Source organism: Bradyrhizobium sp. SZCCHNRI2009, assembly GCF_032485115.1.
Lineage (GTDB): Bacteria > Pseudomonadota > Alphaproteobacteria > Rhizobiales > Xanthobacteraceae > Bradyrhizobium.
On record NZ_JAUEUH010000004.1, the window covers coordinates 622,428 to 647,781 of the forward strand.

Genomic DNA, 25,354 nt, shown 5'->3' on the forward strand with positions numbered 1-25,354 from the left:
GATGTGCGCCCCCATCCTAGCCGGCGCGAAGTGAAGGATTGTTTTCGCAGCCTGCGGGATCAGCGGCAGGCGAGCTCGGTTCCCTGCAGGATCGCCTGGTCCCAGGACCGATAGCCCGTGGCATTCAGGTGGATGCCTTCGAGCGTGAACGGCGATTCCATCGGCGGCAGGGGCAGGAAGGTCGCGCCGGTGCGCCTCGCGAGGTCCGGCAGCATGGCGCGATAGCCGGTGATGCTCGCCATGGCGGCCTTCTCCATGGCAGGCGTGAATGGCCCGCGCGCCTCGACGGAGGGAAACTCGGTGACGAAGATGCGCGTGGTGAGCTTTGACAGCTCGCGCAGCAGGGCCTCGTAGCGCCCGGCGAAGGCCTCGCTGGAGTCGGATTTGGCGGTCAGCGCATCGTTCACGCCGAGGGAGACGATGATCGCGAACGGCCGTTTCGGGCCGAGTGCGGGCTTGAGCCAGCCGGCCAGGTCGCTGCGCGTCCCGGCGCCGGCGAGACCGGCGTTGACGACCGGATGTCCGCAGGCGCTGGCCGGCAGCGTCGCCGCCTCGACGATGCTGTCGCCGAGCACGACGATCGGGTCATCGGAGCGCGCCATCAGGTTGTAGTGGACGATGAGCTGGCGAACCGTGCGGTGGTCGCTGCCCGACGGCGTCGCGGAGCGGCGCGCCAGCACGAACGTCGCGGCTGCTGCGGCAATCACCGCAAACAGCACGAATCCCAGCCGCGCCTGCGTCTTTGCTGCCATATGGACGATCGATGCCTTGATGCGACCCGACCGTAGTCTGAATTCGCAAACGGAGCTCTAATTCGCCCGCGTCCAGGTCGAGGAACGGCAGATGACGCCGCCAAAGGCGCAACCGGCGGTCGTCAGGGTGCCACCGGTGAGCGTCATCTTGGCATCATAGGTCTTGCCGTCATCGGGATTGCTGTAGCTGCCGGCCCAGGCATTGGGGCCGGTCGGCTTCATCCCGGAGAACAGCCGCTGTCCGACCTTGGCGGGAGTGTCGGTGCCTTCCTTGATCCAGACCAGCGTGCCGCAGACGGCGCCGCCGCAGGGCGCGAATTTGACCTTGGAGGCGCCGCTTTCGCGCAGCCAGACGCCGGTGACATCGTCGGCGAGCGCCGGGCCTGCGGCCAGCACGACTGACAGACCAAGTCCAACAACGAAACGACCGATCATGCGAGCCTCCCTGATCCTTCGAGACGAGCTTGTTGCCGGCGGATCGTGTCGGCGATTGGGCGGGCCGACGGCGATACGCTTCGTCTCCATTGTGCGGCAGCATATCAGGATTCGGGCATGCTGCGCCTGACTCCCCGAGGGCCGTGACGGTCGGGCTGGAGCAGCGCCTGCCCAGCCGCAGGTCTATCTCGCCGCCAGATAGACCTCACCGAGCAGCGAGGAGTTCGACCACGGCACCTGCTTGTTCTTGGTGCCGGCCACGACCTCGGCGCGAACGCGCGTCAGCATCTGCTGCACCTCGAGACCGGGCGTGCCGATGTGGCGGGTCAGCGCCGCCGAGAACGGGCTGTTGTCGCCGTCGCCGTCGAGCGCGACCTTGCCCGGCGCCGTCGCGAACGCGATCAGCGTGCCGGCCCCGGACGTCGCGCCGGAGCCGAGCGAGGATGGCGCGGCGAGCCCGCTGGCGCTGAGACCCCGGCCGGGGCCGGCGCCTGCCGTCTCCGGCGGGGCGAACGGATTGTTGCGGCAGGCATCGAGGATCAGGATGTTGGTGCGGACCTGGTCGTCGAGCCCGGCCAGGATCTGGTCCATGTCGACCATCGCCGTGACCACGCCGCTGCCTGCAGACGGCGCAATGTCGGTGGGGACGAGATAGTTGCGGCCGTCGATCTGCACGCCGTGGCCGGCATAGAACACCACGGCGACCTGCGCCCGCGCCGCCTCGCGCAGGAAGTCGCGCGTCTTCGCCTGCATCGCCGCGCGGTCGAGATCGAGGCCCTCCGTCACCGTGAAGCCGATGTCGCGCAGGCTCCTGGCGATGGCTCGCGCGTCGCGCGGCGGATTGGGCAGCGGCTGCACGTGCGTGTAGGCGCCGTTGCCGATGACCAGCGCCATGCGCTGCCCGGTCGGCACCGCTGCGGCCGAGGAGGGGGCCGGGGATTCCGGCCGCTGCTGGGGGCGCGCCGCCGGCTCCGACAGCAGCGACAGCCGCACCCTGGCGGTGGCCTGGCTGGCCTTGCTGCCGGCATCGGATGCGGTGGGCTTCAGCGCCGCGGCGTAATCCGCCTTGGCCGCATCGAACTCGCCCTTGGCCTCATAGGCCAGCGCGCGATGCACGTGGGCTGAGATGACGACGCTGCCCGGCGGTGTCATCACGTTGGCCGGCGGATTCTGCGCCAGCCGGACCGCCTCGGAGGCGTCGGCAACGGCGCGGTCGAGATGGCCCTTGGCGCGCCAGATCACGCTGCGGTTGATCAGCGGCGAGGCCAGCGCCGGATCGAGCCGGATCGCCTCGTTGATGTCGCCGAGCGCGCCGTCGAGGTCGCCGGTCGCTTCCTTGGAGATGCCGCGATTCTGCCAGGACAGCGCGGATTTCGGCGTCAGCCTGATCGCCTGGTCATAGTCGGCAATCGCCCTGGCGTAGTCGCCGGTGCCGCGATAGGCGTTGCCGCGGTTGTGGAAGAGCGTGCCGCTCGGCGCGCCGCTCTTGATGGCGTCGTTGAAGTCGGCGATCGCGATCTCGTACTCGCCCTTGTCGTAATAGGCCGAGCCGCGCAGATTATAGATCGCCTGCGCCGGCTGCAGCCGTAGCGCCTCGGTGGCATCGGCGATGACGTGGGTGTAGTCGCCCTTCTTGTTCCAGCCGACCGCGCGCCAGAAATAGATCGTGGCGAGCTGGCTGCCGGAGAACACCTTCAGCGCGATGATCTTGGTGCAGGCGGCGATCATCTGGTCGGCCGGCGTCGTCTCGGTGGTACAGAGGGGGCCAAGCTGGGACTTCGACTGGGCGAGGCCGGGAGACGCCCAGAGGGCAGCCAGCAGCGGTATCAGCAGCAGGAGGGAGCGGCGCATCGGCACGGACCGTGGGGGACGAGAGGCGGGAACCTATCCGGTTTGTTGCGTCCGGAAGGTTCCGGGTTCAGGCTCTTTCCAATGGTGGGCAGATGGTGCTAGGAGGTTGGGCCAAGGGCGCGTTGCCCACTCCTATTTCCCACCCGTCGGGCCGAATGAAGAACGACCAGCTGCTCGCCCAGATCACGGAGTTCTGCCGCCAGTCCGACATGGCGGAATCGACGTTCGGCCGGCGCGCCGTGAACGACGGCAAGCTCGTGCAGCGGCTGCGCGAGGGCAAGCGCATCACCATCGACACGCTGGATCGCATCCAGGCCTATATCGCGGCCTCGACTGGCACGCTGCCGCCGCCGCGGCTCGACGTCGTGCCCGAAAAGCGCGATCCCAAGAGCAATTTCCGCTTCTTCGAGAACCGTCAGAAATACCTGCTGTTCGTGCACACCTGCAGCGAGAAGCGGGTGGTGGCCGAGCGCGTCGGCCTCGAGCTCGCCAGCATCCATCCGCGGCCGCCGGCGCTGCGGCTGTTCGACGCCGGCGTCGGCGACGGCACCGTGCTGTCGAAGGTCCTGCGCACCATGCACGGCCGTTTTCCACACATTCCGTTCTATGTCGCCGGCAAGGAGCTGAGCCTCGAGGACGTCCGGCTGACACTGGAGAAGGTGCCCGACCGGCTGTTCGAGCATCCGGCCAGCGTGTTCGTGTTCACCAACATGAACTATGCCGAGGCGCCCTGGCTGACGCCGGCGTCGCCTTCGGTTGCCGCCTCGATGATCTGGCACGAGGTCGTGCTGCAGGGCGATTCGTCCGGGGATTTCGAGGCCCAGATCACGGCGCTGAAGCCGTTTCTGGAGCAGAACTGGCGCGCCAACGTCTCCCAGCGCACCGGCATGCCGGTCTATGAGCGGCCGATCGCCTTGGTGCTGTATCGCGAGGATCACCGCTTCCTGCTCGACGGCATCATCCCGCGGGCCGGTCGGGTCGAGGCCAATTTCGACCTGATCATCGCCTCGCAGCCCTACCGGGCCCGGTCCTCGGTCAATTTCCGCGCCAAGCGCATCATCGCACCGCTGGCGCGGGCGCTGAAGCCGGGCGGCCGGCTGATCGGAATCCACTCCCACGGCCAGGATCCGGGCCTGGACATCATCCAGGCGGTCTGGCCGGGAGAAAATCCTTTCTCGGTGAGCCGCCATGAGCTATTGCGCGCCGTGAAATACGAGCTCGGCTCCAGTGGGCGGGACTTAAATTTTAACGCCTATGCGGACAATCGCTCGATTTTCAGGTATGAGATGGAGGCTCTGCCCAACGAGGTCACCGGTGCGATCGGAACCTCGACGGCCTTTGCAGCCTGGAACGCGGCGGTGTATGTCGCGCAGATCGAGGAAGACCGCCTGACCGAGGTGGCCCACTCGTCCCGCGCGCTCGACGCCGCCAGAGAGGTTCTGCGAAAGCACAACGGGCTGTGGTTCTACGATGAATCCTACGTCATCTCGCGGCGTCGCGACTGACATTCCTTAGGGATCAATACAAACGACCGCCGTGGGCGGCGAAGAAGGGGTTGCTTGATGCGCGCGTCATATCTGTTCACCTCGGAGTCGGTGTCCGAAGGCCACCCGGACAAGGTCTGCGACCGTATTTCCGACGAGATCGTCGACCTGTTCTACCGTGAAGGGCCGAAGGCCGGCATCGACCCCTGGCAGATCCGCGCCGCCTGCGAGACGCTCGCCACCACCAACAAGGTCGTGATCGCCGGTGAGACCCGCGGCCCGGCTTCGGTCACCAACGAGCACATCGAGCACGTCGTCCGCGAGGCCATCAAGGACATCGGCTACGAGCAGGAAGGTTTTCACTGGAAGACCTGCGATATCGAGATCCTGCTGCATCCGCAGTCGGCCGACATCGCCCAGGGCGTCGACGCGCTGCAGCCCGGCGAAGTCAAGGAAGAGGGCGCCGGCGACCAGGGCATCATGTTCGGTTACGCGACCAATGAAACGCCGGATTTGATGCCGGCGCCGATCTTCTATGCCCACAAGATCCTGCGGCTGATCTCGGAAGCCCGCCACGCCGGTGTCGAGAAGGTGCTCGGTCCGGATTCCAAGAGCCAGGTCACCGTGCAGTATGAGAACGGCAAGCCGGTCGGCGTGCGCGAGATCGTGGTGTCGCACCAGCATCTGGTCGAGGACATGACTTCGGCGCAGGTCCGCGAGCGCGTCGAGCCCTATGTGCGCAAGGCGCTGCCGGAAGGCTGGATCACGCCGAAGACGATCTGGCACATCAACCCGACCGGCAAGTTCTACATCGGCGGTCCCGATGGCGACGCTGGTCTGACCGGCCGCAAGATCATCGTCGATACCTATGGCGGTGCTGCCCCGCATGGCGGCGGCGCGTTCTCCGGCAAGGATCCGACCAAGGTCGACCGCTCCGCCGCCTATGCCGCGCGCTACGTCGCAAAGAACATCGTCGCCGCCGGTCTCGCCGATCGCTGCACATTGCAGCTCGCCTATGCGATCGGCGTGGCGCGGCCGCTGTCGATCTATATCGACACCCACGGCACCGGCAAGGTGCCGGAGGAGGTGCTCGAGAAGGCGGCCGCTCAGGCGATGGACCTGACGCCGCGCGGCATTCGCACCCACCTCGACCTCAATCGCCCGATCTATGCGCGCACCTCGTCCTACGGCCATTTCGGCCGTACGCCGGACAATGAGGGCGGCTTCTCCTGGGAGAAGACCGACCTCGTCGAGGCGCTCAAGCGTGCGGTGTAGCTCTTAGTGCCGTCATTCCGGGGCCGCGCGACAGCGCTGAACCCGGAATCTCGAAGTGATGGATTCCGGGTTCGCGCTGACGCGCGCCCGGAATGACGCCTTTTACAGACAGGAACCCCACATGACCGCCAAGCCAGGTTTCAACGACTACATCGTCAAGGACATTTCGCTCGCCGAGTTCGGACGCAAGGAGATCTCGCTCGCTGAGACCGAGATGCCCGGCCTGATGGCGACGCGCGAGGAGTACGGCCCGAAGCAGCCGCTGAAGGGCGCGCGCATCGCGGGCTCGCTGCACATGACCATCCAGACCGCGGTGCTGATCGAGACGCTGAAGGCGCTCGGCGCCGACATCCGCTGGGTCTCCTGCAACATCTATTCGACCCAGGACCACGCGGCCGCCGCGATCGCCGCCGCCGGCATTCCGGTGTTCGCCGTCAAGGGCGAGACGCTGGTCGACTATTGGGACTACACCGCAAAACTGTTCGACTGGCACGGCGGCGGCCATCCCAACATGATCCTCGATGACGGCGGCGACGCCACCATGTATGTCCATCTCGGCCTGCGCGCGGAGAACGGCGACACCGCGTTCCTCGACAAGCCGGCGTCCGAGGAAGAGGAGGTGTTCTTCGCGCTGCTGAAGAAGCAGCTCAAGGAGAAGCCGAAGGGCTACTTCGCCGAAATCGCCAAGTCGATCAAGGGCGTCTCGGAAGAGACCACCACGGGCGTGCACCGCCTGTACGACATGCAGAAGGCCGGCACGCTGCTGTGGCCCGCGATCAACGTCAACGACAGCGTCACCAAGTCGAAGTTCGACAACCTCTATGGCTGTCGTGAGTCGCTGGTCGACGGCATCCGCCGCGGCACCGACGTGATGATGTCGGGCAAGGTCGCGATGGTCGCCGGCTTCGGCGACGTCGGCAAGGGCTCGGCCGCCTCGCTGCGCCAGGCCGGCTGCCGCGTCATGGTGTCCGAGATCGACCCGATCTGCGCGCTGCAGGCGGCAATGGAGGGCTATGAGGTGGTGACGATGGAGGACGCCGCGCCGCGCGCCGACATCTTCGTGACCGCCACCGGCAACAAGGACATCATCACCATCGAGCACATGCGCGCGATGAAGGATCGCGCCATCGTCTGCAACATCGGCCACTTCGACAACGAGATCCAGGTCGCCTCGCTGAAGAACCTGAAGTGGACCAACATCAAGCCGCAGGTCGACGAGATCACCTTCCCTGACGGCAAGCGCATGATCCTGCTGTCCGAAGGCCGCCTCGTGAACCTCGGCAATGCGATGGGCCACCCGTCCTTCGTGATGTCGGCGTCCTTCACCAACCAGACCTTGGCCCAGATCGAGCTCTACGCCAACAACAAGGACGGCAAGTACAAGAAGGAAGTCTACGTGCTGCCGAAGTCGCTGGACGAGAAGGTGGCGATGCTGCATCTCGCCAAGATCGGCGTGAATCTCACCAAGCTGCGCCCCGACCAGGCCTCCTACATCGGCGTCAAGCCGGAAGGCCCGTTCAAGTCGGACCACTACCGCTACTGATATCCGGCGCACCGCGCGGCTGACATGGCGAAGGCCGGGGCATTGCCCCGGCCTTTTGCTTGCTTCGGCGTAGTTGTGAGTTGAATCTGCGCCTGCCTCCGATCGGCATTGCGAGCCACCTTGTCCCCGCAGGTGCGCGGCCCGATGACAAGCTCCGCGAAGCAATCCAGAGTCGTGGACGGGACTCTGGATTGCTTCGTCGCTTTGCTCCTCGCAATGACGGAGATCGCGGCGCGCTCTATGAAATCAGCGGAACGCCGCGACCTGCGGTGAACGTGACAATCAGCTCGTTCGCCGCGAGGCCAGCGCCGACGCGCGGATCGCCTTCGTACGCTTCGCCGCATGATGCTCAGGCCGTGCCGCGATCCGCTTGTGCTTCTTCGTCTCCGCCGCTGCCACCTTCACGGCCGGCGCGCGATGCTTGGCATATTCCTCGCCGTCGACCGGGCCGACATGCGGCGGGTCGTGATCGAGATAGGGCCGGCCGATGCCGAACGTCTTGCCGTTGGCATCGACCCATTTCCACAGCGCCTCGGTCGCCACCCAGCGCTGTGCGCGCGTCGCGCCGTTGACGCTGACGATGTCGGCCGCGAGTCCGTGGCCGTAGCCGCCGCGCAGGCTGCCGCCGTGATAGGAGCGGTTGCTGGCGGCCTTCAGGCCGCTCGCGATCTCCTGCCGGTAGTCGTCGCGGAAGCCGCTGGTGATGCCGGGCGCGAGCCCTGCGGCCTCGGCGGCATGCAAGGTGTGGAACAGCTTCAGCTTGAAGCCGCGGTCCATGCCGCCGATCACATACTCCATCATGCTGCGGCCGATGCGCTCGGCCGCCTTCGGATCCTTCCAGGTGAAGTCGTTGTCGACGAGCTTGGTGAAGCTGCGCGTCACCTTCACCATGCGTCCCTTGCGCTTGACCGTGACGACGCGGCGCTCGGTCTCGCGGATCTTGTCGAGCTTCGGCGCGCGCTCGTACAGCGCCCACAGATAGCGATCGATGCAGGCATCGATGTCGGGGCACTCGTCGAGGATCTCGATGCGGTCGGCGCTGGCGACAGTGGGCCGGGGCGGTTCGGTCGCCGCGCCGGGCGCGGCCTGTTCGTCCGCCGGCAGGACAGCCGATGGAGTGATCGACGCGGTCGTCAGCGCAGTCTCGGCTGCGGTCGGCTGCGGCGACGTCGCGATCGGCTCCGCGGCGACGGGCGGCGTCGCTGCCTCGATCTCGGCGGCGGCCGCGGGCCATGCCGCCGCACAAGCTACCAGGACAACGGACCGACACAACGCACGCGCCAAAAGCTGCTGCGAGCTCATCATCCGGCCTCCCCAAAATCCGAGCCCCTGCTGGTGAGGGGCGGTCAGGCATCCGAGACCTGCGATTGTTCGGCGCAAGACGGCCCGGCGCAATAACGCATCTCCGCGCCCGCGCAGCTTTTGCGAGAACTGTGGCCTGCGTGCAACGATCGTGAGTTCCGTGTGTGGCGCGACTCGCTGCGAACGATCGTTCAGCGATGACAGGTGGCGGAGACCGCAGGGCCTTCGGCCGACGCTCGGTTGCCAACGCCAGCCGCGCCGCGTACTCTCTTGGAACTCGTTCGTGGAGCTGGCTACATGAGCACCATCGAGATCATCGTCGGTGGCACGAGGTTGATCCGGGACTACGCGCCCGAGGACTCGATCTGGTCGCTGCCCGAGGAAAAGCGCGAACGCAAGGCGCTGGCCGATGCGCAGCGCGATCTCGCCGTGGGGGCCGACCGTCTGGCGCAGACGCCCTACGCCGTGCGCGGCTGAGCCGCCCGGTCAGCGCGAGCCGCGCCGCAGCAGCTTGCGCCCCGTCAGCATGGCGCGGGCGAGATTCTCGCGCTGCAGGCGGCTCACCAGCACGACGCCGGCGACATGCAGCACCACCAGCGGGATCAGGAGATATGACGTCACCTCGTGGGTGTCCTCGACCCACCAGATGCCGAAGAAGCGCACGGTCACCTGCATCGCGCCGGTCATCGCGGAGACGATGAGCAGAAGCAGCAGTGCGAGCTGCATCGCCGTGCCCGCGGGATTCAGCCCGAGATAGCGCCCGGTCTTGCCGCGCCGCAGATTCCACAGGTAGGCCGGCGTCGCGCGCAGCCGGAGCTTGAGACTGCGGAAGCGCGAATGGCGCGTACCGATAATGCCCCAGATCAGGCGAAAGGCGAGCAAGCCGAGGATCGCGTAGCCCGCGATCCGGTGCAGGCCGTCATGGACGTTCGGCGTCACCCAGGCGATGAGCACCAGCACGGCCAGCATCCAGTGCCACAGCCGCAGCGGCAGGTCCCAGACCTGCACGGTGTCGGCGGTGTCCTGGCGTTTCAGGCTGGCTCGGGGGGCTGTGCCGTGCATGGCTCTCACGTCACGTCATCCAGCACGCTGGACGACGCTTGCGCCAACTACTTGGCGATCGTGTGCTTCAGGCTGAGATCCTCCGGGCTGTAGAACAGCTCATGGAGCTTGCCGCCCTTGACGCCGTAGACCTCGTAGCAGGAGCCTTCGATCTTCGAGCGGCGCACCTCGTAGCCCGCTTCCTTGGCCTTGGCTTCCGCCTCGGCGGCCGGCTTCCACTGGGCCTTGTCGAGCTTGGTGCAGTCCTTGTAGCCGTCGGCCAGAGCCGGCGAGATGGCGAAGCCGGCGAGTGCGGCACCGAGCACGGCCGCGATGGTCAGTCTCATCAATCCCTCCAATGAGCAAATTCAAATACGATGCATCGTGGGATCAGTGGAGACGGCAACCGCCCCGATGTGTCAACGGAGCGGCGGCTGGAATCGCTCTTAGAGCTTTTCCAAGTTCGTGAGAGCCGCGATTTCGGCCGAGAAACGCAGACGGCGTGATGCGCGACGTTACGTCTCGCTCGTGCCGCTCGTCGCGACGCCGTGGTCGTCTGGCGCCCGCTCTCGCCCTGTCCCGCTGGCGGGACAGGGCGAGATACGAATGCCGGCGTCAGAATTCCAGGTTCGCACCCAGATAGAACGAACGTCCGGGGCCGGGAACGGCGGTGCCCCACATCGTCGCGGTGCCCGATACGCCGCCGCCGGTGGCAGCGACGGTGCCGGCCTCCTTGTTGAACGACATCGATGCGCCCTCGCCGATATAGGCGCCGCCGAGCGGCAGGTAGTAGAGCTTGTTGAACAGGTTCTCGACGCCGAAGCTGATGCGCAGCCTCTGCCAGGTGTAGTTGCTGCGCAGGTTCACCAGGCTGTAGCCCGGGGTCTTGAGCTCGTTGCGCGCGACGGAGACGTCGGACTTGCGGCCTACCATCACCAGCTCGAGGCCGCTGTCCCAGCCGTCGAGCCGGTGCGTGAGCGTCAGCCTGCCGTTGACCGGCATGATGTTGTAGAGACCGCTTCCGGTGTCGAGATTCCGGCCGTTGGTATAGCTCAGGACTCCCTTCAGGCCGAAATCGCCGATCGGCGTCCTGCCCAGCGGCGCTTTGCCGGACAGATCGAAGCCGTACAGCCGTGCCTGCTGGTTCATGTATTTCATGATCACGAACTGGTTGGCGACGGCAGGCACGGCGGCGGTGTTGGTGGCGGCCTTCCACTGCACCGCATCGATGTAGTCGCGTACATGGGTGTAGTAGGGCGTGAGCCGGATCTCGGCCTCATGGTCGGCGCTGTGCCAGGCGCCGGTGAAGCTCACGGTATGGGCGACCTCGGGTCTCAGATTGGGGTTTCCGAGATAGCCGTTGCCGTCGCCGACGAAGTTGTTCATCTCCAGCGCCATGGTGTTGCGCGACCAGGAATAACGCTCGTAGAGATTCGGCGAGCGGGTCTTCTGCATCGCGCCGAACTCGAAGGTGAGATGGGCGCTCGGCGTGTTTCGAAACAGCGCCGTCAGGTCGACATTGTTGTCCTTTCGCGAGCGATCCACGGCGTTGAACGCCGCGCGGGAGCCGACCGAGCTCGTCTCGTACATGCCGGACATGAATCCCGATGTCAGCGGCGTGGTGCTGGTGTTGTAGCCGACGACCGGTCCGGTGTCGGTCTCGACGCGTTCGAACCGCACGCCCAGCAGCGACAGCCAGGACGGGCTCCACTTCGCCTCCCACTCGCTGAACACGCCGGCCCGGTCGCGCTTGCCGCCGTTGATGTTCCAGAACGTCAGTGGCGCCATGCCGCCGATGCAGTTGCCGACGCCGCAATCGGGGGCCGGCGGCCACCAGTCGTCGAGACGGTAGGTCTGCAGGTCGACGCCGACGCGGACCACGTCGCGGGACGACAGCGTGATGTCGGCCTTGGAGGTCAGGCCGTTGGTCTTGGTGTGCGTATACATCGGCATGCCGTTGACCGGATAGCGCGCACCCGTCGTGTTCGGCGGGCTGAGTGTGCCATACGAGAACAGCCGATCGCCGCCGAAGTCCATGTAGTGATCGACGGACTGGTGATAGAGGCGGGTGTCCAGATCCCCCCAGTCGAACCGGCCGAGATGGTGCAGGTTGAGGCTGTAGGCGTCGTTGCCCAGCATGTCCATGCGCTGGTTCGGGTAGAGCTGGTAGGGCACCTCCTGCACCCCCGCCTTCAGCTCGATGAGCTGGCCGTCCTTGCTCCAGGCGATGCCCATCAGATGATTCCTGGTCTCGTAGGCGGACGAGCCGACCTGATCGAGGGGAAGCACCGGCGTGATCGAACTCCTCAGGGTGAAGTTCTTGAAGTTGCCGCCGGCCGTATAGTTGTCGGCCTTGACCGCAGCGCCGCTGTAGCTGACGCTGTAGTTCTCGGTGGCCATGGTGGCCGACAGGTTGACGCCGCGCACGTTGCCGTTGCTGCGGTAGAAGGTGCCGATGCTGCCTTTGGTCAGCAGGCTCTGCCCCGGCGCCGCGAACAGGGCCGCCGGCGAGCTGACGGCGACGGTGCCGCCGATCGAGTCGCCGCCGACGCTCACGGGCGTGATGCCCGCCCAGACCTTGGCCGCGGCGACCTGGGCCGGATCGATATAGGACAGCGCCGGGTTCATGTGATTGGGACACGAGGCGATGGTGTCCATGCCGTCGACCTTGATGCGCAGGCGGTCGTCGGCGAGGCCATGGATCGCCGGCAGGCTGGAGACCCCGCCGGCCGAATAGAGGCTGACTCCGGGGACATCCGCAAACAGCGCAGCCGTGTCGTTCGTGGTGGCCCGCTTCGCCAGGATGTCATCCGGTGCAACCGAAGTGGCGCCGGGAGGCGCGCCGACGCCGTCGGATGAGGCCGCCTGCGGCGGTGGCGCGCTGGCCGGATTGGTCGCCGCATGTGCGCCCCTGCGGCGGGCTGCCGTTCGGGCGGCCGGCCGGGGCTTCGGGACAGCGACCGTCACCTGCGGCAGCGTGGCGGCGGAGCGAGCCTGCGATGGGTCCTGCGCGAGCACGGGACTCGAAAGGGCGAATGCCAGCAGCGCCGGCGATGTGAGCACGGTGGTTGAGCGGAGCAACCGCCGCCGGACGGGTGTCGAACAATGGTCCATGAGGGGATCTCGGAATAGGAATGGGAGAGGCGCCCGGCTGCGAGCGCGCCGTGGCCTCGTGAACATGTCGCGACGAGGCGGCTCCGGGCACGGCTGCGGCGACCGCCGGACGGCAGCCCACAGCGCGCGCGGACGAGACCGGCCGCATCGTGACGGGATGAGATGTCTGGAGTATCGGCCTAGAGGGCCGCCGGTGGTCCGCGAGCGACCGGCAGTTCGAGCGCAGGCCGAGGCGCCGCAACGAGGTCTGTCCGCTCGATCAGGATCGCCACGACCACCGGCATCGGCCGCGCCACGGCGGGGACGTGCGGGACAGTGACGCCGCGCCCGAGCGCACAGAACGGACAACTCGCGCATTGCTTGGCCGCAGTGCCGATGTCGTCCGACGTCGGACCGTCGACGGAGCTCTGACAGATGATGGCGACGGCATCGGGAGCAGCAACCGCAGCGCTCATCGCGGAGAGCGCCAGCGCGGACTGGAAGATCAGGGCCCATGCCGCGAACCAGACGAGAGCGCCGCCGAGCCGCGACAGCGCTGCGCGCCGCCGCGCCGAGCGCATGCGCGCCTCACGTCGTGCTGATGCGATGCCTTGTAGTTGACGCCCTTGACGAGCCACCGACTGACGCCCCCGTCCCTCGCAACTACCTACAGGAGCGGACATCCGGTTGGCAATGGACGACACGCGGCCGGCTCGACTCCCGTCGCAGTGGATCAATTCGGCCACAGTGAAGTGACTTCAACTCATTCGCGAGCGGCCGGTGCGACTGAAATGCGCGCGGGCCATTCTTGCGAGTCGAACTCAATCGCGGTGCGGTCTCGCAACGGATGACGGCCGGGCCTGGACGCCGTCAGCGACATCTGTCAAATATATCCTCATGACCTTCCGCATTCGCATCGCAGGCGCTGCCGTCAGCAGCCGAATTACCGACCCGGCCTGATCCGTCGGGCCGGGCGCTTCCGCCTGCGAGAATTGCCTGTGAATGCTCTTGGCGCCCGAAGCGGCGCCGTATGCGAGGTCTGTATCCGTGTCTCCCAACCAACCGACGCTGCACCTCGTGTGCGGCAAGATCGCTGCCGGCAAATCGACGCTCACCGCGGAGCTCGGCCATCGCCCGGCCACCGTCGTGGTCGCCGAGGACGACTGGCTGTCGCGGCTCTATCCTGGCGAGCAGAGCAGCCTGGCGGACTACGTGCGCAATTCGTCACGGCTGCGCAGCGTGATGGGGCCGCACGTCGTCGCGCTGTTGCGGGCCGGCGTTTCGGTCGTGCTCGACTTCCCCGCCAACACGCCGGCGAGCCGGGCCTGGATGCGCGGCCTGTTCGAAGCCGCGGGCGTGCCGCACCAGCTGCATCACCTCGACGTCCCCGACGAGGTCTGCAAGGCACGGCTGCGCGCGCGCAACGCAGAAGGCCGCCACGCCTTCACCGTGACCGACGAGGAGTTCGACCTGTTCACTTCATACTTCGTGGCGCCGACCGCGGAGGAAGGATTCGACGTGATCTTGCATCGGCCGTGACCTTGCGGCGGCGACCGGGACTGCTGTCGTCCCGCTGGCTTGTTGGCGGCAATCCTGGCGGTGCGCGTCGCCGCGCAACCGTCAGCCGTGCCGCGGCGATCACCGCCTGGTCTCAGAAGATTGCGTCCAGCGCGCTTTCGGCAGCGGAGATGAGCTCGCGCACCTTTGCGCTCTCAGACAGCAGCGCGGCGAATGACGGGTCCGCGCCGATGTGCTGATCCAACTCATCCAAGGCGTTGCGCCACTGCTGCAACTCTTGCTGGAGGCGTTCGGTCTGGGGACGCAGGAGTGCCCGACAAGCCGCCACGGCGTGCTGTTCGACGAATCGCGAGGAATCGGGAGCAGGAAAATGAATGATGTCGGCCACGGTCTTCTCGTCAGCGCCTTCTTGTGAACGCCCGCATTCGATCGCTTATGGGGCGGCGGCCCGCCGGGCTCCGCCGCCCTGGTCGCGCGCAGCTAAGCCGCGGTCCGGGCGGCCAAGGCCTGAGCTTCGGCTGCGGCGCGGGCCATGCTGGACGACATCTCGTTCGTCACCGTGCTCTGCTCTTCCACCGCCGCCGCCGTCGAGGTGACGTATTCGCTGACGCTGTTGATCGCCTGCTTGATCGAGTTGAGCGCCGTCACGACGTCGCCCGAGATGCCGTTGAGGTTCTCGATTTCCTGGGCGATCTTGTCGGTGGCCTGCTTGGCCTGGTTGGCGAGGTTCTTGACCTCGGCGGCGACGACCGCAAAGCCACGCCCGGCTTCGCCGGCGCGGGCGGATTCGATGGTGGCGTTGAGCGCGAGCAGGTTGATCTGCCCGGTGATGTTGTTGATCATCTCGACGATGCCGCTCATCGCCTGCGTGGCTTCGGACAGCCGCTGCGCCTGGCCGTCGGCGGATGCTACCTGACCGACGGCGCCCATCGCCGTCTCGCGGGACTTGGTCATGGCTTCGGAAATCTCCCGCACAGACGCGTTCAACTCCTCGGAGCCTGCTGCGACGGATTCCATCATCGCACGGACGCGCTCGTTGCCTATGCGCACCAGCACCTGCCTGGTGACGTCGGTCGCATACTTCACGACCTTGAACGGCTTGCCGTTGAGATCGAGGATCGGATTGTACGAGGCCTGGATGTAGACCTCCTTGCCGCCCTTGCCGATGCGTTTGTATTCCGCCGCCTGATACTGCCCCCGGTTCAGGTCGGCCCAAAACTCGCGATATGCGGCACCATCGCGCTCCGAAGGCTCGACGAACATGCTATGATGTTTGCCTTTGACCTCGGCCAGGGTGTAGCCGAGCACATGCAGGAAATTGTCATTCGCGGTGATGATCGTGCCGTCCATGTTGAACTCGATCACAGCCTGCGACTTGCCGATGGCATCGATCTGGCCGGCCAGATCCGCGTTCCTGAGCTTCTGCGCGGTGACGTCGGTCGCGAACTTGACCACGCCGAACGGCTTGCCGGCGGTATCGAGCATGGGATTGTAGGTGGCGAGAATCCAGACCTCCTTGCCTCCCTTGCCGATGCGCTTGTATTCGCCGCCTTGATATTCGCCGCGATTGAGGGCCGTCCAGAACTCGCGATACGCCGCGCTGTCGCGCTGTGACGGCTCGACGAACATGCTGTGATGCCGGCCCTGGATCTCGTCGAGCCGATAACCCAGAACGTCGCAAAAGTTCTGGTTCGCCGTCACGACCGTTCCGTCCAGCTTGAACTCGATCACGGCCTGGGCGCGATCGATGGCAGCGATCTTGGAGCCGTCCGCCATGCTGCGCAGCTTTTTCGCGGTAATGTCGGTCGCGAACTTCACCACCTTCACCGGTCGGCGGTTGCCGTCGAGAACCGGATTGTAGGACGCCTCGATCCAGACCTCGCCGCCGCCTTTGGTGATCCGCTTGAATTCTGCGGCCTGGAATTCGCCGCGGTTGAGAGCCGCCCAGAATTCGCGATAGGCCGCGCTGTCCCGCTCGGCCGGCGCCACGAACATGCTGTGATGCTTGCCCTGGATCTCATCCAGCCGGTATCCGAGCGTATCGAGGAAGTTCTTGTTTGCCGTGATGATCGTGCCGTCCATGTTGAACTCGATCACGGCCTGCGAGCGGCTGATCGCGTCGAGCATGGCCTGTGCGTCACCCTTGGCGTGTCTGCGGCCGAACATTCTCTTTCCTCTCTAGGTCTGCTCTGCCGGGGTTTCGGCACATGCACGTCTGTCGATTTCCAGGACCTTGGTTCGCTGGGGCCAAACGCCGCCGCGAGGCCCGACTCTGGTCCAGAGTGAGCGGATCGTAGTTGAATCGAATTATCCAAGTATTTGTCCGATCCCCGACAGATCGGCCGTATGCTGCCGCTCCGATGACCCCGATACCCATCGCATTTGGCCGCTTGGTACGCCGTTGTTCCGAGCGAGCCATTGGACGACCCGGCGCAGACCACGGCCAGCCCCGCGAGGCAGCATTCTGTCCGTAACAATACGGGGTGTTCGGTTATCACCGCGAAAATCGTACGCCCCCTCGCGCCGGGACGTTGTCCGAACTGTGGAACTGAACGAAATTCGTGCTTGCCACGTGTCCTAACGCACGGCCTTGTGCTCACGCGCCTGACGATTGCACGAGGGTTGACCAGGTGGTGATGCCGATCGGGCGGAGGAGCTGTTTGGGTCAAATCTCATATCTCGATCGATATCCGCTGTTTCGCTCGCGTGATCGCGAGTTCGCGCGCGATCGCTTGTTCAGCATCTACGCCGTCGATCGTTTCGACAGCTCCGACTCCAGCTTCGGCATCGAGGCCAATCTTGCGCGGCTCAGCACCGCGGGGCTGGCGTTCTGCTCATATGCGGGCGCGGCGTCGGTGTCGTTTCCGGAATCGACGATCTACAGACAGTTCTTCTCGATCCAGGGCACTGCCGGATACAGGACTGCGCGAGGCCACCAGGCGATCGTCGCCTGGAGTCCCCTGATATCCGGGGATTCAAGACTGGATCTCGAATTTCCTGCCGGCTACTGCCAACTGGTGGTCAGGGTCGAAAGCGCGCCTTTGCACCAGCTGTTGAGAGCCATGCTCGGCGATGACAGAGATACGAATCTGACCTTTGACGAAGGCCCAACCGATCCTGCTGTCATGGCTCTCGTCCGCCAGGACGTTTTCAGGCTTGCCGGTGAGTTGCAGATGTTCGGAGCGGACTACTCGCCGATAGCCATCGCAGAGCTCGAGCGGAGCTTGATGATCCGGCTCCTGCTTGCAAATCGGCACAGCTTTAGCAGCCGCCTGCTGAATGCGCCCCAGCGAGTCAACCGTATGGTTGTCGATACCGTCGAGTCCTATATCGAGGCACATTGGGACGAGCCTCTGGACCTCGAGAAGATTGCCGCGATCGCGGGGGTCAGCGTCCGGTCGATTTTCCGCGAGTTCTCGGAGTCGGGACGCGGATCACCCGGCCAGTTTGCCAAGCGCGTCCGACTTCAGCGGGCATCCGAACTTCTGCGACGGCCCGATGCCAACACAAGCGTCGTGTCGGTCGCCTTCAAATGCGGCTTTGGCAATCTGGGCCGCTTTGCCAGCGAGTACCGTCAGATGATGGGTGAGTTGCCCTCGGAGACGTTGCGGAACGCAAGGAAGACGTGAGCTTCCATGGGATCACGGACGCGCCTGCGTTACAATCGTATCGGACGTCGAGCGATGATATACGCGTTTGACAATGTGCATTGCGACGCCGGCCGTTTCATCGCGAGCCGCGCGATTCTCAAGCCGTGACGAATCCGATCCTCAACCGCCGGTTCTGCCGGCCCTTGTTGTCGACCTTGAGAATGCGGATGCGCCGCGCCTGCGCCGTCGAGACCAGGTGCGTGCCGCCGCAGGCCTGGCGGTCGAGGCCGTCGATGTCGACGATGCGGATCAGGCCGTCGGCCTGGCGCGGCGGGGCGACCGATTTGGCGCGAAACAGTCCCGCGGTCGCCTGCGCGTCGTCATAGGGCATGTCGAAGGCACGCACCGGACGATCGTCCGAAATCGCGGCATTCACCGCATCCTCCACCGCGCGCAGTTGCCCCGGCGCCACCTTGGGCAGATCGAAATCGACGCTGAACTCGTCGGTCTCGGTCATGCGGACGCCGGTCAGCAGCGCGCCGTCGAACAGGGTGTAGACGGCGCTGTTGACGAGATGCGCCACCGTGTGCTGCTCGCTCATGCGCTGCCGGAACGCCGGATCGACGCGCAGCTCGATCGCCCCGTCGGGGATGGCGTCATCACCGATCAGGTGCCAGATGCCGTCGGCGGTCGGCTCGAACCCGGTGACGACGCGGACGATCCCGTTCCACGCGATCGTGCCGCGGTCCGGCAACTGGCCGCCGCCGCCGGGATAGAACGGCGAGCGCGCCACCAGCACCGCGCCGGGGCGCGCGTCGAGCGCGGTGATGTCGAGCTCCAGCACGTCGGGACGATCGACAGCGAAAGGGCGGGGCAGGAAGTCGGTCATGCAGAACGGCTCGCAATCGCATCGCCCGGATGAGCGGAGCGACGTCCGGGTTCATCGAGACGGCGCGTGAGGCCCCGCATATCGCTGCGCTCATGCGGGCCACGAAGCTACGACGATACGCAGCATCGCCGCGCTGCGCAAATGGCCGTTCCTGTCTCGGCCGCAGCGCCGGGTCTCAACGGCATGCGGCCACCGTGAACCACGCCATGCGAAACGCGCCATCGCCCAGGCGCAGGCACACGGTGTCGCCCGGCTGCAACCTTTCGTACAGCGCCTGCGCAACATGGGCATCGGTGGCTCGCGCGAACGGGCCCCACGGCTCGAGCGTCACCTGATGCGTGGCGAGCCGGCTGTGGCCGAGATGCTTGGCGAGCACGCGGCTGCGCAGCAGCGCCGGCGCCGAGTGGTCGAGCGCGGTGTTGAACTGGCCAAGCGTCCCGAACGCATAGGCAGCGACGAAGAGAGCGGCGAGCAGCAGCCGCCAGCCGCGGCGGCGGAGCTGGGTTTCGAACCGCGCGGCGACGATGAGGAAAATGATCGCGACCGCGGTCGCGAAGGCTGTCAGCGGCAGCCAGTCGACGAGATTGATGTCCGACAGCGTGCGCGCGGCAAGCGTGCCGGCCGCCACGATGCAACCGGTGCCGAGATTGGCGCCGTAGCCGGAGCCGAGGCCGATGCGGAACCGCCCGGGAAAGCGCAAGGTGAGGATGAGCGCCACCAGCGGGATGACGGTGACGACCGCGATCAGCTGGCCGGCCGGAAAGCTCGGGAAGAGCGACCAGGCTGCGAGCCCGATTGCGAACAGCGAAAAGCCCAGGGCGATGCGCTGCGACGGCGCACCACTGCCGTCCCGGCTGTCGCTGTCGCCGGGCCTGTCGTCGCGCGGGTGGGGAGCGTTCATCACCAGATCCGTATCGAGGGTGTTTCCCGCTGATAGCGGAGGAGGGTTGACCGACGACGAATGCGCCGGCGATTTGACAGCGACGAGCCGGGTTGCGACTGTCCGCAGCCAGAGCAAGAAAGCCGCACCAGGAAACGCCAGGAACACCTCATGTCAACAGAGCATGTCGACGTGCTGATCGTCGGCGCCGGGCTGTCCGGCATCGCCGCCGCCTATCATCTGCAGCACAAGTGCCCGAGCAAGCGCTTCGCGATCCTGGAGGGGCGAGGCGCGATCGGCGGCACATGGGACCTGTTCCGCTATCCCGGCATCCGCTCCGACAGCGACATGTACACGCTCGGCTATTCGTTCAAGCCGTGGACCGATCCGAAGGCGATCGCCGACGGGCCGCAGATCCTGAAATACGTCCAGGACACCGCGACCGAGAACGGCATCGACCGCCACATCCGGTTCAACCATCGGGTCCGGCGCGCGTCGTGGTCGAGCGCGGACGCACGCTGGACCGTCGAGGCCGAGCGCCGGACGGAGCAGGGCACGGTCGAGACAGTGTCGATGACCTGCGGCTTTCTGTTCATGTGCTCCGGCTACTACCGCTACGAGTCGGGCTATCTGCCGGACTTCAAGGGCATGGCCGATTTCAAGGGCCGCATCGTGCATCCGCAGGCCTGGCCGGAGGATCTCGACTATGCCGGCAAGCGCGTCGTCGTGATCGGCTCCGGCGCGACCGCGGTCACATTGGTGCCGGCGATGGCCAAGTCCGCCGCGCATGTGACGATGCTGCAGCGCTCACCGACCTATGTGGTGTCGCGCCCGGCGCAGGACGCGCTCGCCAACAAGCTGCGCCGGCATCTGCCCGCTGGCCTCGCCTATCACCTGATCCGCTGGCGCAACGTGCTGTTCGGGATGTACTTCTTCCAGCTCAGCCGGCGCAAGCCGCAGCGGGTCAAGCAGCTGATCCTGGGCGGGGTGCGCGCCGCGCTGGGTCCCGATTACGACGTCGCCACCCATTTCACGCCGCGCTACAACCCGTGGGACCAGCGGTTGTGCCTGGTGCCGGATGGCGACCTGTTCAAGACCATTCGCGAGCAGCGCGCCTCGGTGGTGACGGCCGGGATCGAGACCTTCACCGAGCGCGGCTTGCGCCTCACCGACGGCCGCGAAATCGAGGCCGATATCGTGGTCACCGCGACCGGGCTGGTGCTGCAGGTGCTCGGCGGCATCGAGGTCGTCGTGGATGGCCGCACCGTCGATTTCGCCAAGACGCTCAACTACAAGGGCATGATGTATTCCGACGTGCCGAATCTGGCGGCGACGCTCGGCTACACCAACGCGTCGTGGACGCTGAAATGCGACCTCACCTGCGAATATGTCTGCCGTCTCCTGAACTACATGGACCGGCACGGCTATCGCCAATGCGTGCCGCACAATGACGATTCCACCGTTACGCCGCTGCCGTCGCTGAGCTTCAGCTCCGGCTATGTGCAGCGCGCGGTCGCCGACCTGCCGAAACAGGGCTCCAAGCGGCCGTGGCGGCTGTACCAGAACTACGCGCTGGATATCGTCTCGCTGCGCTTCGGCAAGGTCGACGACGGCGTGATGCGGTATTCGTGAGGGCAGGGGGGCACGAGCGGCGCTCGCCTCTATGACGTCAGCTTGGGGCGGCTCTCTCCACATCGTCATGGCCGGGCTGGATCCGGCCATCGATGTCGTTGGGCTTGGAAGAACGCGGATGCCCGGAACCGGTCCGGGGCATGACGGGTAAGCAACCAGCAGTTTTGCTTGGGCTTACCGCTCCGCCGCCCCCTCCCGCAGCGGCGCGCGGCTGAGATCGTTGCCGGCGGCGATCGCCTTCTGCATGAGGCGGACCAACTCCTTCGCTTCGGCCTCGCTGAGGCCGCGCACCATCAGCCGCTGCGCTGCCTCGACCGCCGGCGTGATCGCCTCCAGCGTCCTTCTCCCCTCATCGGTGATCAACAGCTCCCGTGACCGGCGGTCGCGCGCGCTCGCACGGCGGACGACGAGGCCCTTCTGTGCGAGCCGGTCGATCACTCCGGTGATCGTGGTGCGGTCATAGGCGATCAGGCCAGCGAGCGTGATCTGGTCGATGGCCGGGTTGGCCGCGATCGCCGCCAGCGCCGCATATTGCACCGGCGTCAGGTCGAAGCCGGCCGCTTCCACCTCCGCCAGGAACACCGCCACGGCGATCTGCTGAAACCGGCGCGCCAGGTGCCCCGGCATGTCCCGCATCTCGGTCAATTCGAATCTCCTGTCACCAGCTTGACAAGCATACTGATGATCAGCATACTGATCAATAAGAATGGCGAGGGAAGGTGGTCACGTGCAGTTTCATCTCAACGGCTTCCAGCCGGGCGATCCCGAGATCTTCGACGCGGCCGAACGTGTGGCGAGCGCCGGCGCGACCGGCCCGCTGCCGCCCGAGGCCGATGTCCTCATCGTCGGCTGTGGCCCCGCCGGGTTGAACCTCGCTGCCCAGCTTTCCGCTTTTCCGGACATCAGGACCTGCATCGTCGAGCAGAAGCCGGGCCGGCTGCTGCTCGGCCAGGCCGACGGCATCGCCTGCCGCACCATGGAGATGTTCCAGGCCTATGGTTTTGCCGAGAAAGTGCTGAGGGAAGCGTGCTGGATCAACGAGACCACGTTCTGGAAGCCGAGCGACCAGGACAGCAAGCATATCGCGCGCAGCGGTCGCGTGCAGGACGTCGAGGATGGCCTGTCGGAGATGCCGCATGTCGTGCTCAACCAGGCTCGGGTCCACGATTTCTTCCTGGACGTGATGCGCCGTTCGGCCGCGAAGCTCGAGCCGCACTACGCGCGGCGACTGCGTGATCTGCGGATCGATCCGGCCGCAGGCGTCGACGCGCACGGCGTGACCGTCAGCTTCGATCGCATAGACCCGGAGCATGAAGGCCAGGTGGAGACGGTGCGCGCGCGCTACGTCGTCGGCTGCGATGGCGCGCGCAGCGTCGTGCGCAAGGCGATCGGCCGCGAACTGCACGGGGATTCCGCCAACCACGCCTGGGGCGTCATGGACGTGCTCGCCGTGACCGATTTTCCCGACATCCGCTTCAAATCGCTGATCCAGTCCGCCAAGGACGGCAGCCTGCTGGTGATCCCGCGCGAGGGCGGCTATCTCGTCCGGCTGTATGTCGAGCTCGCCAAGCTCGAGGTCGGCGAGCGCGTGGCCGGGCGCAACATCACCGTCGACGAGGTGATCGCCAAGGCGCAGCGCATTCTCGCGCCGTATACGCTTGAGGTGAAGGAGGTCGCGTGGTGGTCGGTCTACGAGATCGGCCAGCGCATCACCGACAAGTTCGACGACGTGCCGGAGGCCGAGGTGGCAACGCGGCTGCCGCGCGTCTTCATCGCCGGTGACGCCTGCCACACCCACAGCCCGAAGGCGGGGCAGGGCATGAACGTGTCGATGCAGGACACGTTCAATCTCGGCTGGAAGCTCGCCGCCGTGCTGGGCAGGCGTTGCGCGCCGCAGCTCCTGCACAGCTATTCGGCCGAACGGCGGGCCATCGCCCAGGAGCTGATCGATTTCGATCGCGAATGGTCAGGAATTCTTGCCTCCGCCGCCAAGCAGGGCGGCGCCGACGCGGCCAAGACGCAGGACTATTTCGTCCGTCACGGCCGCTACACGGCGGGCACCGCCACGCACTATCGGCCCTCCGTCCTCACCGGCGACGACACCTTCCAGCCGCTCGCCACCGGCTTCGTCATCGGCAAGCGCTTTCACTCGGCGCCGGTCATCCGGCTCGGCGACGCCAAGCCGGCGCAGCTCGGACATGTCGTGCAAGCCGACGGCCGCTTCCGCATCTTCGCTTTCGCGGCCGCGGAGGATCCGGCCGCGCCGGGGTCCGCGATCCGCCGCCTGTGCACATTCCTCAGCGAGGATTCGGCCTCGCCCGTGCGCCGCCACACCCAGGTGGGCGCCGACATCGACTCCGTGATCGATCTGCGCGCGGTGTTCCAGCAGGGGCATCGCGAACTCGCGCTCGAACGAATGCCGGAGCTGCTGCTGCCGCGGAAGGGCCGTTACGGTCTCATCGACTACGAGAAGATGTTCTGTGCCGATCTGAAGAGCGGCCAGGACATCTTTGCGATGCGCGGCATCGATCGCGCCGCGGGCTGCATCGTGATCGTGCGGCCCGATCAGTATGTCGCCGACGTCCTGCCGCTCGACGACGTCGGGAGGCTGTCGGCGTATTTCGATCGTGTGCTGCTGCCGGTCCGCTGAGGGATGCAGAGGGTAAACGAAACCCAAATCCGGTCGCCGGATTTCCGGGCTTGGCGCTAGCCAGATCCCAAGGTTTCCTCGCTACAAACGAGGTCTCCGGATTGGACGATTGAGTGGGTGAGACGTCGAAATGTTGATGTTGGCGAACCGTCGCAAGAGTGAACGTCGGCTGTGCAGGAGGATCGCGAAGATTCACTATGGCAACGGCAGCCTGCCGCGGGACTGCACGGTCACGGATATTTCCGACGGCGGCGTCAAGGTGATCGCCGAATTCGTCGAGATTCCCCCGCAGTTCACCATCGTCTTCGCGCCCGACCACCAGCGCAAGTGCCGGCTGGCCTGGCGCATCGGCTGCGAGTTCGGCGCCGAATTCATCGATTGAGCGGGCCGGCCGCGCCCGCTTAACGGGACCTTAGGGTTAATCTGCCAGCGTGCAGATCATCTGGTCCCGAAGTAGTTCAGTTGCATGCGTACGCGGCCCCTTCGCTCTCTCCCTCTGCTCCGGCCGGCCGCGTTCGCGCTGTCGTTCACGGCCGTGCTGCTCGGTCTCGGCGCCTGCCAGACCACCGATCTCAGCGAGGTCACGGGGGCACTGGGCGGCAATCCCGAAAAGAGCCGCGCGGCCGCCGCCGACCCGCGCGCCGAGATCGACCAGCTCCGCGAGCGCTTCCGCGCCAATCCCAACGATCCCGAGGTGGCGCTGCGCTATGGCAGCGCCCTGCGCGGCACCGGCCAGCGCTCGCAGGCGGTCGCCGTGCTCGAGCAGGCGACGATCGCCAATCCCGGCAACAAGGCGCTGCTGGCGGCCTTTGGCCGCGCGCTTGCCGACAACGGCAATTTCCAGCAGGCGTTCGACGTGCTCAGCCGCGCGCATTCGCCCGAGGATCCCGACTGGCGCATCCTGTCGGCGCAGGGCGCCACGCTCGACCAGATGGGGCGCAACGAGGAGGCCCGGCAATACTACATGACGGCGCTGAAGATCGCCCCTGACGATCCTTCCGTGCTGTCCAATCTCGGTCTCTCCTATGCGCTCTCGAACGAACTGCCGAAGGCCGAGGAGCAGTTGCGCAAGGCCAGCGCGCACCCCGATGCCAGCCCGCGGGTCCGGACCAATCTCGCCGTCATCGTCGGCCTGCAGGGCCGGATGAGCGAGGCCGAGAGCATCGCGCGTTCGGGGCTGCCGCCGGAGCAGGCCAGCGCCAGCGTCGCCTATGTCAAGCGCATCCTGGAGCGCCGCAAGATCGCGCAGCGCGAGCTGTCGCCGCGTCGCGACCGTCCGGTGGCCGGCGAGCCCGACAAGGCGCTGGCGCGGGCACTCAGCCGGTCCGACGACTAGAGCATGATCCGGAAAGGTTGAAACCGGTTTTCCCTCGCGACAAACGCCAAAGGCGTTTGCGCGGAGATCATGCTCAAACACGG

The 25,354-nt window shown here is 66.1% G+C and carries 23 protein-coding genes; 10 read left to right on the forward strand and 13 right to left on the reverse strand.

Annotated features, from left to right (window positions below):
* Positions 1-59 precede the first annotated feature (59 nt).
* The 3 genes from QX041_RS18170 to QX041_RS18180 all read right to left on the reverse strand — a co-directional run bounded on the left by QX041_RS18170 (position 60) and on the right by QX041_RS18180 (position 3,038).
* Positions 60-752 (reverse strand): SGNH/GDSL hydrolase family protein, encoded by a 693-nt coding sequence (locus tag QX041_RS18170; RefSeq protein ID WP_316166158.1) that lies wholly within the window; start codon positions 750-752, stop codon positions 60-62.
* Positions 753-809: 57 nt separating this feature from the next.
* Positions 810-1,187 (reverse strand): DUF2147 domain-containing protein, encoded by a 378-nt coding sequence (locus QX041_RS18175; protein WP_315712895.1) that lies wholly within the window; start codon positions 1,185-1,187, stop codon positions 810-812.
* Between the two features lie 183 nt (positions 1,188-1,370).
* Positions 1,371-3,038 (reverse strand): caspase family protein, encoded by a 1,668-nt coding sequence (locus QX041_RS18180; RefSeq protein ID WP_316166159.1) that lies wholly within the window; start codon positions 3,036-3,038, stop codon positions 1,371-1,373.
* A gap of 155 nt (positions 3,039-3,193) precedes the next feature.
* On the opposite strand from QX041_RS18180, the gene QX041_RS18185 reads away from it, so the two are divergent.
* From QX041_RS18185 to ahcY, 3 genes are all read left to right on the forward strand, one after another.
* The gene (locus tag QX041_RS18185) at positions 3,194-4,543 is read left to right on the forward strand and encodes a hypothetical protein (RefSeq protein WP_172112675.1); all 1,350 of its coding nucleotides are present in this window, start codon (positions 3,194-3,196) and stop codon (positions 4,541-4,543) included.
* A 57-nt stretch (positions 4,544-4,600) separates the two neighbouring features.
* Complete coding sequence (metK, locus tag QX041_RS18190; protein ID WP_315712890.1) at positions 4,601-5,797, forward strand: methionine adenosyltransferase; 1,197 nt, start codon at positions 4,601-4,603, stop codon at positions 5,795-5,797.
* Between the two features lie 121 nt (positions 5,798-5,918).
* A complete protein-coding gene (gene ahcY / locus QX041_RS18195; protein ID WP_315712889.1) occupies positions 5,919-7,340 on the forward strand; it encodes an adenosylhomocysteinase in 1,422 nt (473 codons plus the stop codon).
* A gap of 282 nt (positions 7,341-7,622) precedes the next feature.
* Here the strand turns inward: ahcY and QX041_RS18200 are convergent, their stop codons facing one another.
* On the reverse strand, positions 7,623-8,645 hold the full coding sequence (locus tag QX041_RS18200) for a hypothetical protein (protein ID WP_315712887.1): 1,023 nt from the start codon (positions 8,643-8,645) through the stop codon (positions 7,623-7,625).
* A 294-nt stretch (positions 8,646-8,939) separates the two neighbouring features.
* On the opposite strand from QX041_RS18200, the gene QX041_RS18205 reads away from it, so the two are divergent.
* The gene (locus QX041_RS18205) at positions 8,940-9,119 is read left to right on the forward strand and encodes a hypothetical protein (RefSeq protein WP_315753598.1); all 180 of its coding nucleotides are present in this window, start codon (positions 8,940-8,942) and stop codon (positions 9,117-9,119) included.
* A gap of 9 nt (positions 9,120-9,128) precedes the next feature.
* On the opposite strand, the gene QX041_RS18210 is transcribed toward QX041_RS18205, so the two are convergent.
* The 4 genes from QX041_RS18210 to QX041_RS18225 all read right to left on the reverse strand — a co-directional run bounded on the left by QX041_RS18210 (position 9,129) and on the right by QX041_RS18225 (position 13,357).
* The gene (locus QX041_RS18210; RefSeq protein ID WP_316159257.1) at positions 9,129-9,704 is read right to left on the reverse strand and encodes a cytochrome b/b6 domain-containing protein; all 576 of its coding nucleotides are present in this window, start codon (positions 9,702-9,704) and stop codon (positions 9,129-9,131) included.
* Positions 9,705-9,751: 47 nt separating this feature from the next.
* Entirely contained in the window at positions 9,752-10,030 is a 279-nt protein-coding gene (locus QX041_RS18215) for a PepSY domain-containing protein (protein ID WP_315825101.1), read from the reverse strand.
* Between the two features lie 268 nt (positions 10,031-10,298).
* On the reverse strand, positions 10,299-12,701 hold the full coding sequence (locus tag QX041_RS18220; RefSeq protein ID WP_316166161.1) for a TonB-dependent receptor: 2,403 nt from the start codon (positions 12,699-12,701) through the stop codon (positions 10,299-10,301).
* Positions 12,702-12,976: 275 nt separating this feature from the next.
* On the reverse strand, positions 12,977-13,357 hold the full coding sequence (locus QX041_RS18225; protein WP_315825099.1) for a hypothetical protein: 381 nt from the start codon (positions 13,355-13,357) through the stop codon (positions 12,977-12,979).
* A gap of 466 nt (positions 13,358-13,823) precedes the next feature.
* Between QX041_RS18225 and QX041_RS18230 the strand changes: the two genes are divergently transcribed.
* Positions 13,824-14,315, forward strand: coding sequence for an ATP-binding protein (locus QX041_RS18230; protein ID WP_315825098.1), 492 nt, complete (start codon positions 13,824-13,826; stop codon positions 14,313-14,315).
* A 112-nt stretch (positions 14,316-14,427) separates the two neighbouring features.
* On the opposite strand, the gene QX041_RS18235 is transcribed toward QX041_RS18230, so the two are convergent.
* Both QX041_RS18235 and QX041_RS18240 read right to left on the reverse strand, forming a co-directional pair.
* Positions 14,428-14,682 carry a hypothetical protein gene (locus QX041_RS18235; RefSeq protein ID WP_315712878.1) on the reverse strand — a complete coding sequence of 85 codons (255 nt, stop codon included), beginning with the start codon at positions 14,680-14,682 and terminating at the stop codon, positions 14,428-14,430.
* Between the two features lie 92 nt (positions 14,683-14,774).
* Positions 14,775-16,460: a PAS domain-containing methyl-accepting chemotaxis protein gene (locus QX041_RS18240; RefSeq protein ID WP_315712876.1), complete on the reverse strand. Its 1,686-nt coding sequence runs from the start codon at positions 16,458-16,460 to the stop codon at positions 14,775-14,777.
* A gap of 470 nt (positions 16,461-16,930) precedes the next feature.
* Between QX041_RS18240 and QX041_RS18245 the strand changes: the two genes are divergently transcribed.
* The gene (locus QX041_RS18245; protein ID WP_315753626.1) at positions 16,931-17,923 is read left to right on the forward strand and encodes an AraC family transcriptional regulator; all 993 of its coding nucleotides are present in this window, start codon (positions 16,931-16,933) and stop codon (positions 17,921-17,923) included.
* A gap of 118 nt (positions 17,924-18,041) precedes the next feature.
* On the opposite strand, the gene QX041_RS18250 is transcribed toward QX041_RS18245, so the two are convergent.
* Together QX041_RS18250 and QX041_RS18255 are read right to left on the reverse strand one after the other, a co-directional pair.
* Positions 18,042-18,773, reverse strand: a complete 732-nt coding sequence (locus QX041_RS18250; RefSeq protein WP_316166162.1) for an alanyl-tRNA editing protein — start codon at positions 18,771-18,773, stop codon at positions 18,042-18,044.
* A 175-nt stretch (positions 18,774-18,948) separates the two neighbouring features.
* On the reverse strand, positions 18,949-19,674 hold the full coding sequence (locus tag QX041_RS18255; RefSeq protein ID WP_315753612.1) for a hypothetical protein: 726 nt from the start codon (positions 19,672-19,674) through the stop codon (positions 18,949-18,951).
* 60 nt (positions 19,675-19,734) lie between these two features.
* Between QX041_RS18255 and QX041_RS18260 the strand changes: the two genes are divergently transcribed.
* Positions 19,735-21,285, forward strand: coding sequence for a flavin-containing monooxygenase (locus QX041_RS18260; RefSeq protein WP_409998680.1), 1,551 nt, complete (start codon positions 19,735-19,737; stop codon positions 21,283-21,285).
* A 174-nt stretch (positions 21,286-21,459) separates the two neighbouring features.
* Here QX041_RS18260 and QX041_RS18265 read toward each other — a convergent pair whose 3' ends face one another.
* The gene (locus QX041_RS18265; protein WP_315825457.1) at positions 21,460-21,912 is read right to left on the reverse strand and encodes a MarR family winged helix-turn-helix transcriptional regulator; all 453 of its coding nucleotides are present in this window, start codon (positions 21,910-21,912) and stop codon (positions 21,460-21,462) included.
* 100 nt (positions 21,913-22,012) lie between these two features.
* Between QX041_RS18265 and QX041_RS18270 the strand changes: the two genes are divergently transcribed.
* From QX041_RS18270 to QX041_RS18280, 3 genes are all read left to right on the forward strand, one after another.
* On the forward strand, positions 22,013-23,935 hold the full coding sequence (locus QX041_RS18270) for an FAD-binding monooxygenase (protein WP_315825095.1): 1,923 nt from the start codon (positions 22,013-22,015) through the stop codon (positions 23,933-23,935).
* Positions 23,936-24,071: 136 nt separating this feature from the next.
* A complete protein-coding gene (locus QX041_RS18275) occupies positions 24,072-24,317 on the forward strand; it encodes a PilZ domain-containing protein (protein WP_315712872.1) in 246 nt (81 codons plus the stop codon).
* Positions 24,318-24,401: 84 nt separating this feature from the next.
* On the forward strand, positions 24,402-25,271 hold the full coding sequence (locus tag QX041_RS18280; protein WP_315712870.1) for a tetratricopeptide repeat protein: 870 nt from the start codon (positions 24,402-24,404) through the stop codon (positions 25,269-25,271).
* The last annotated feature ends 83 nt before the right edge of the window (positions 25,272-25,354 follow it).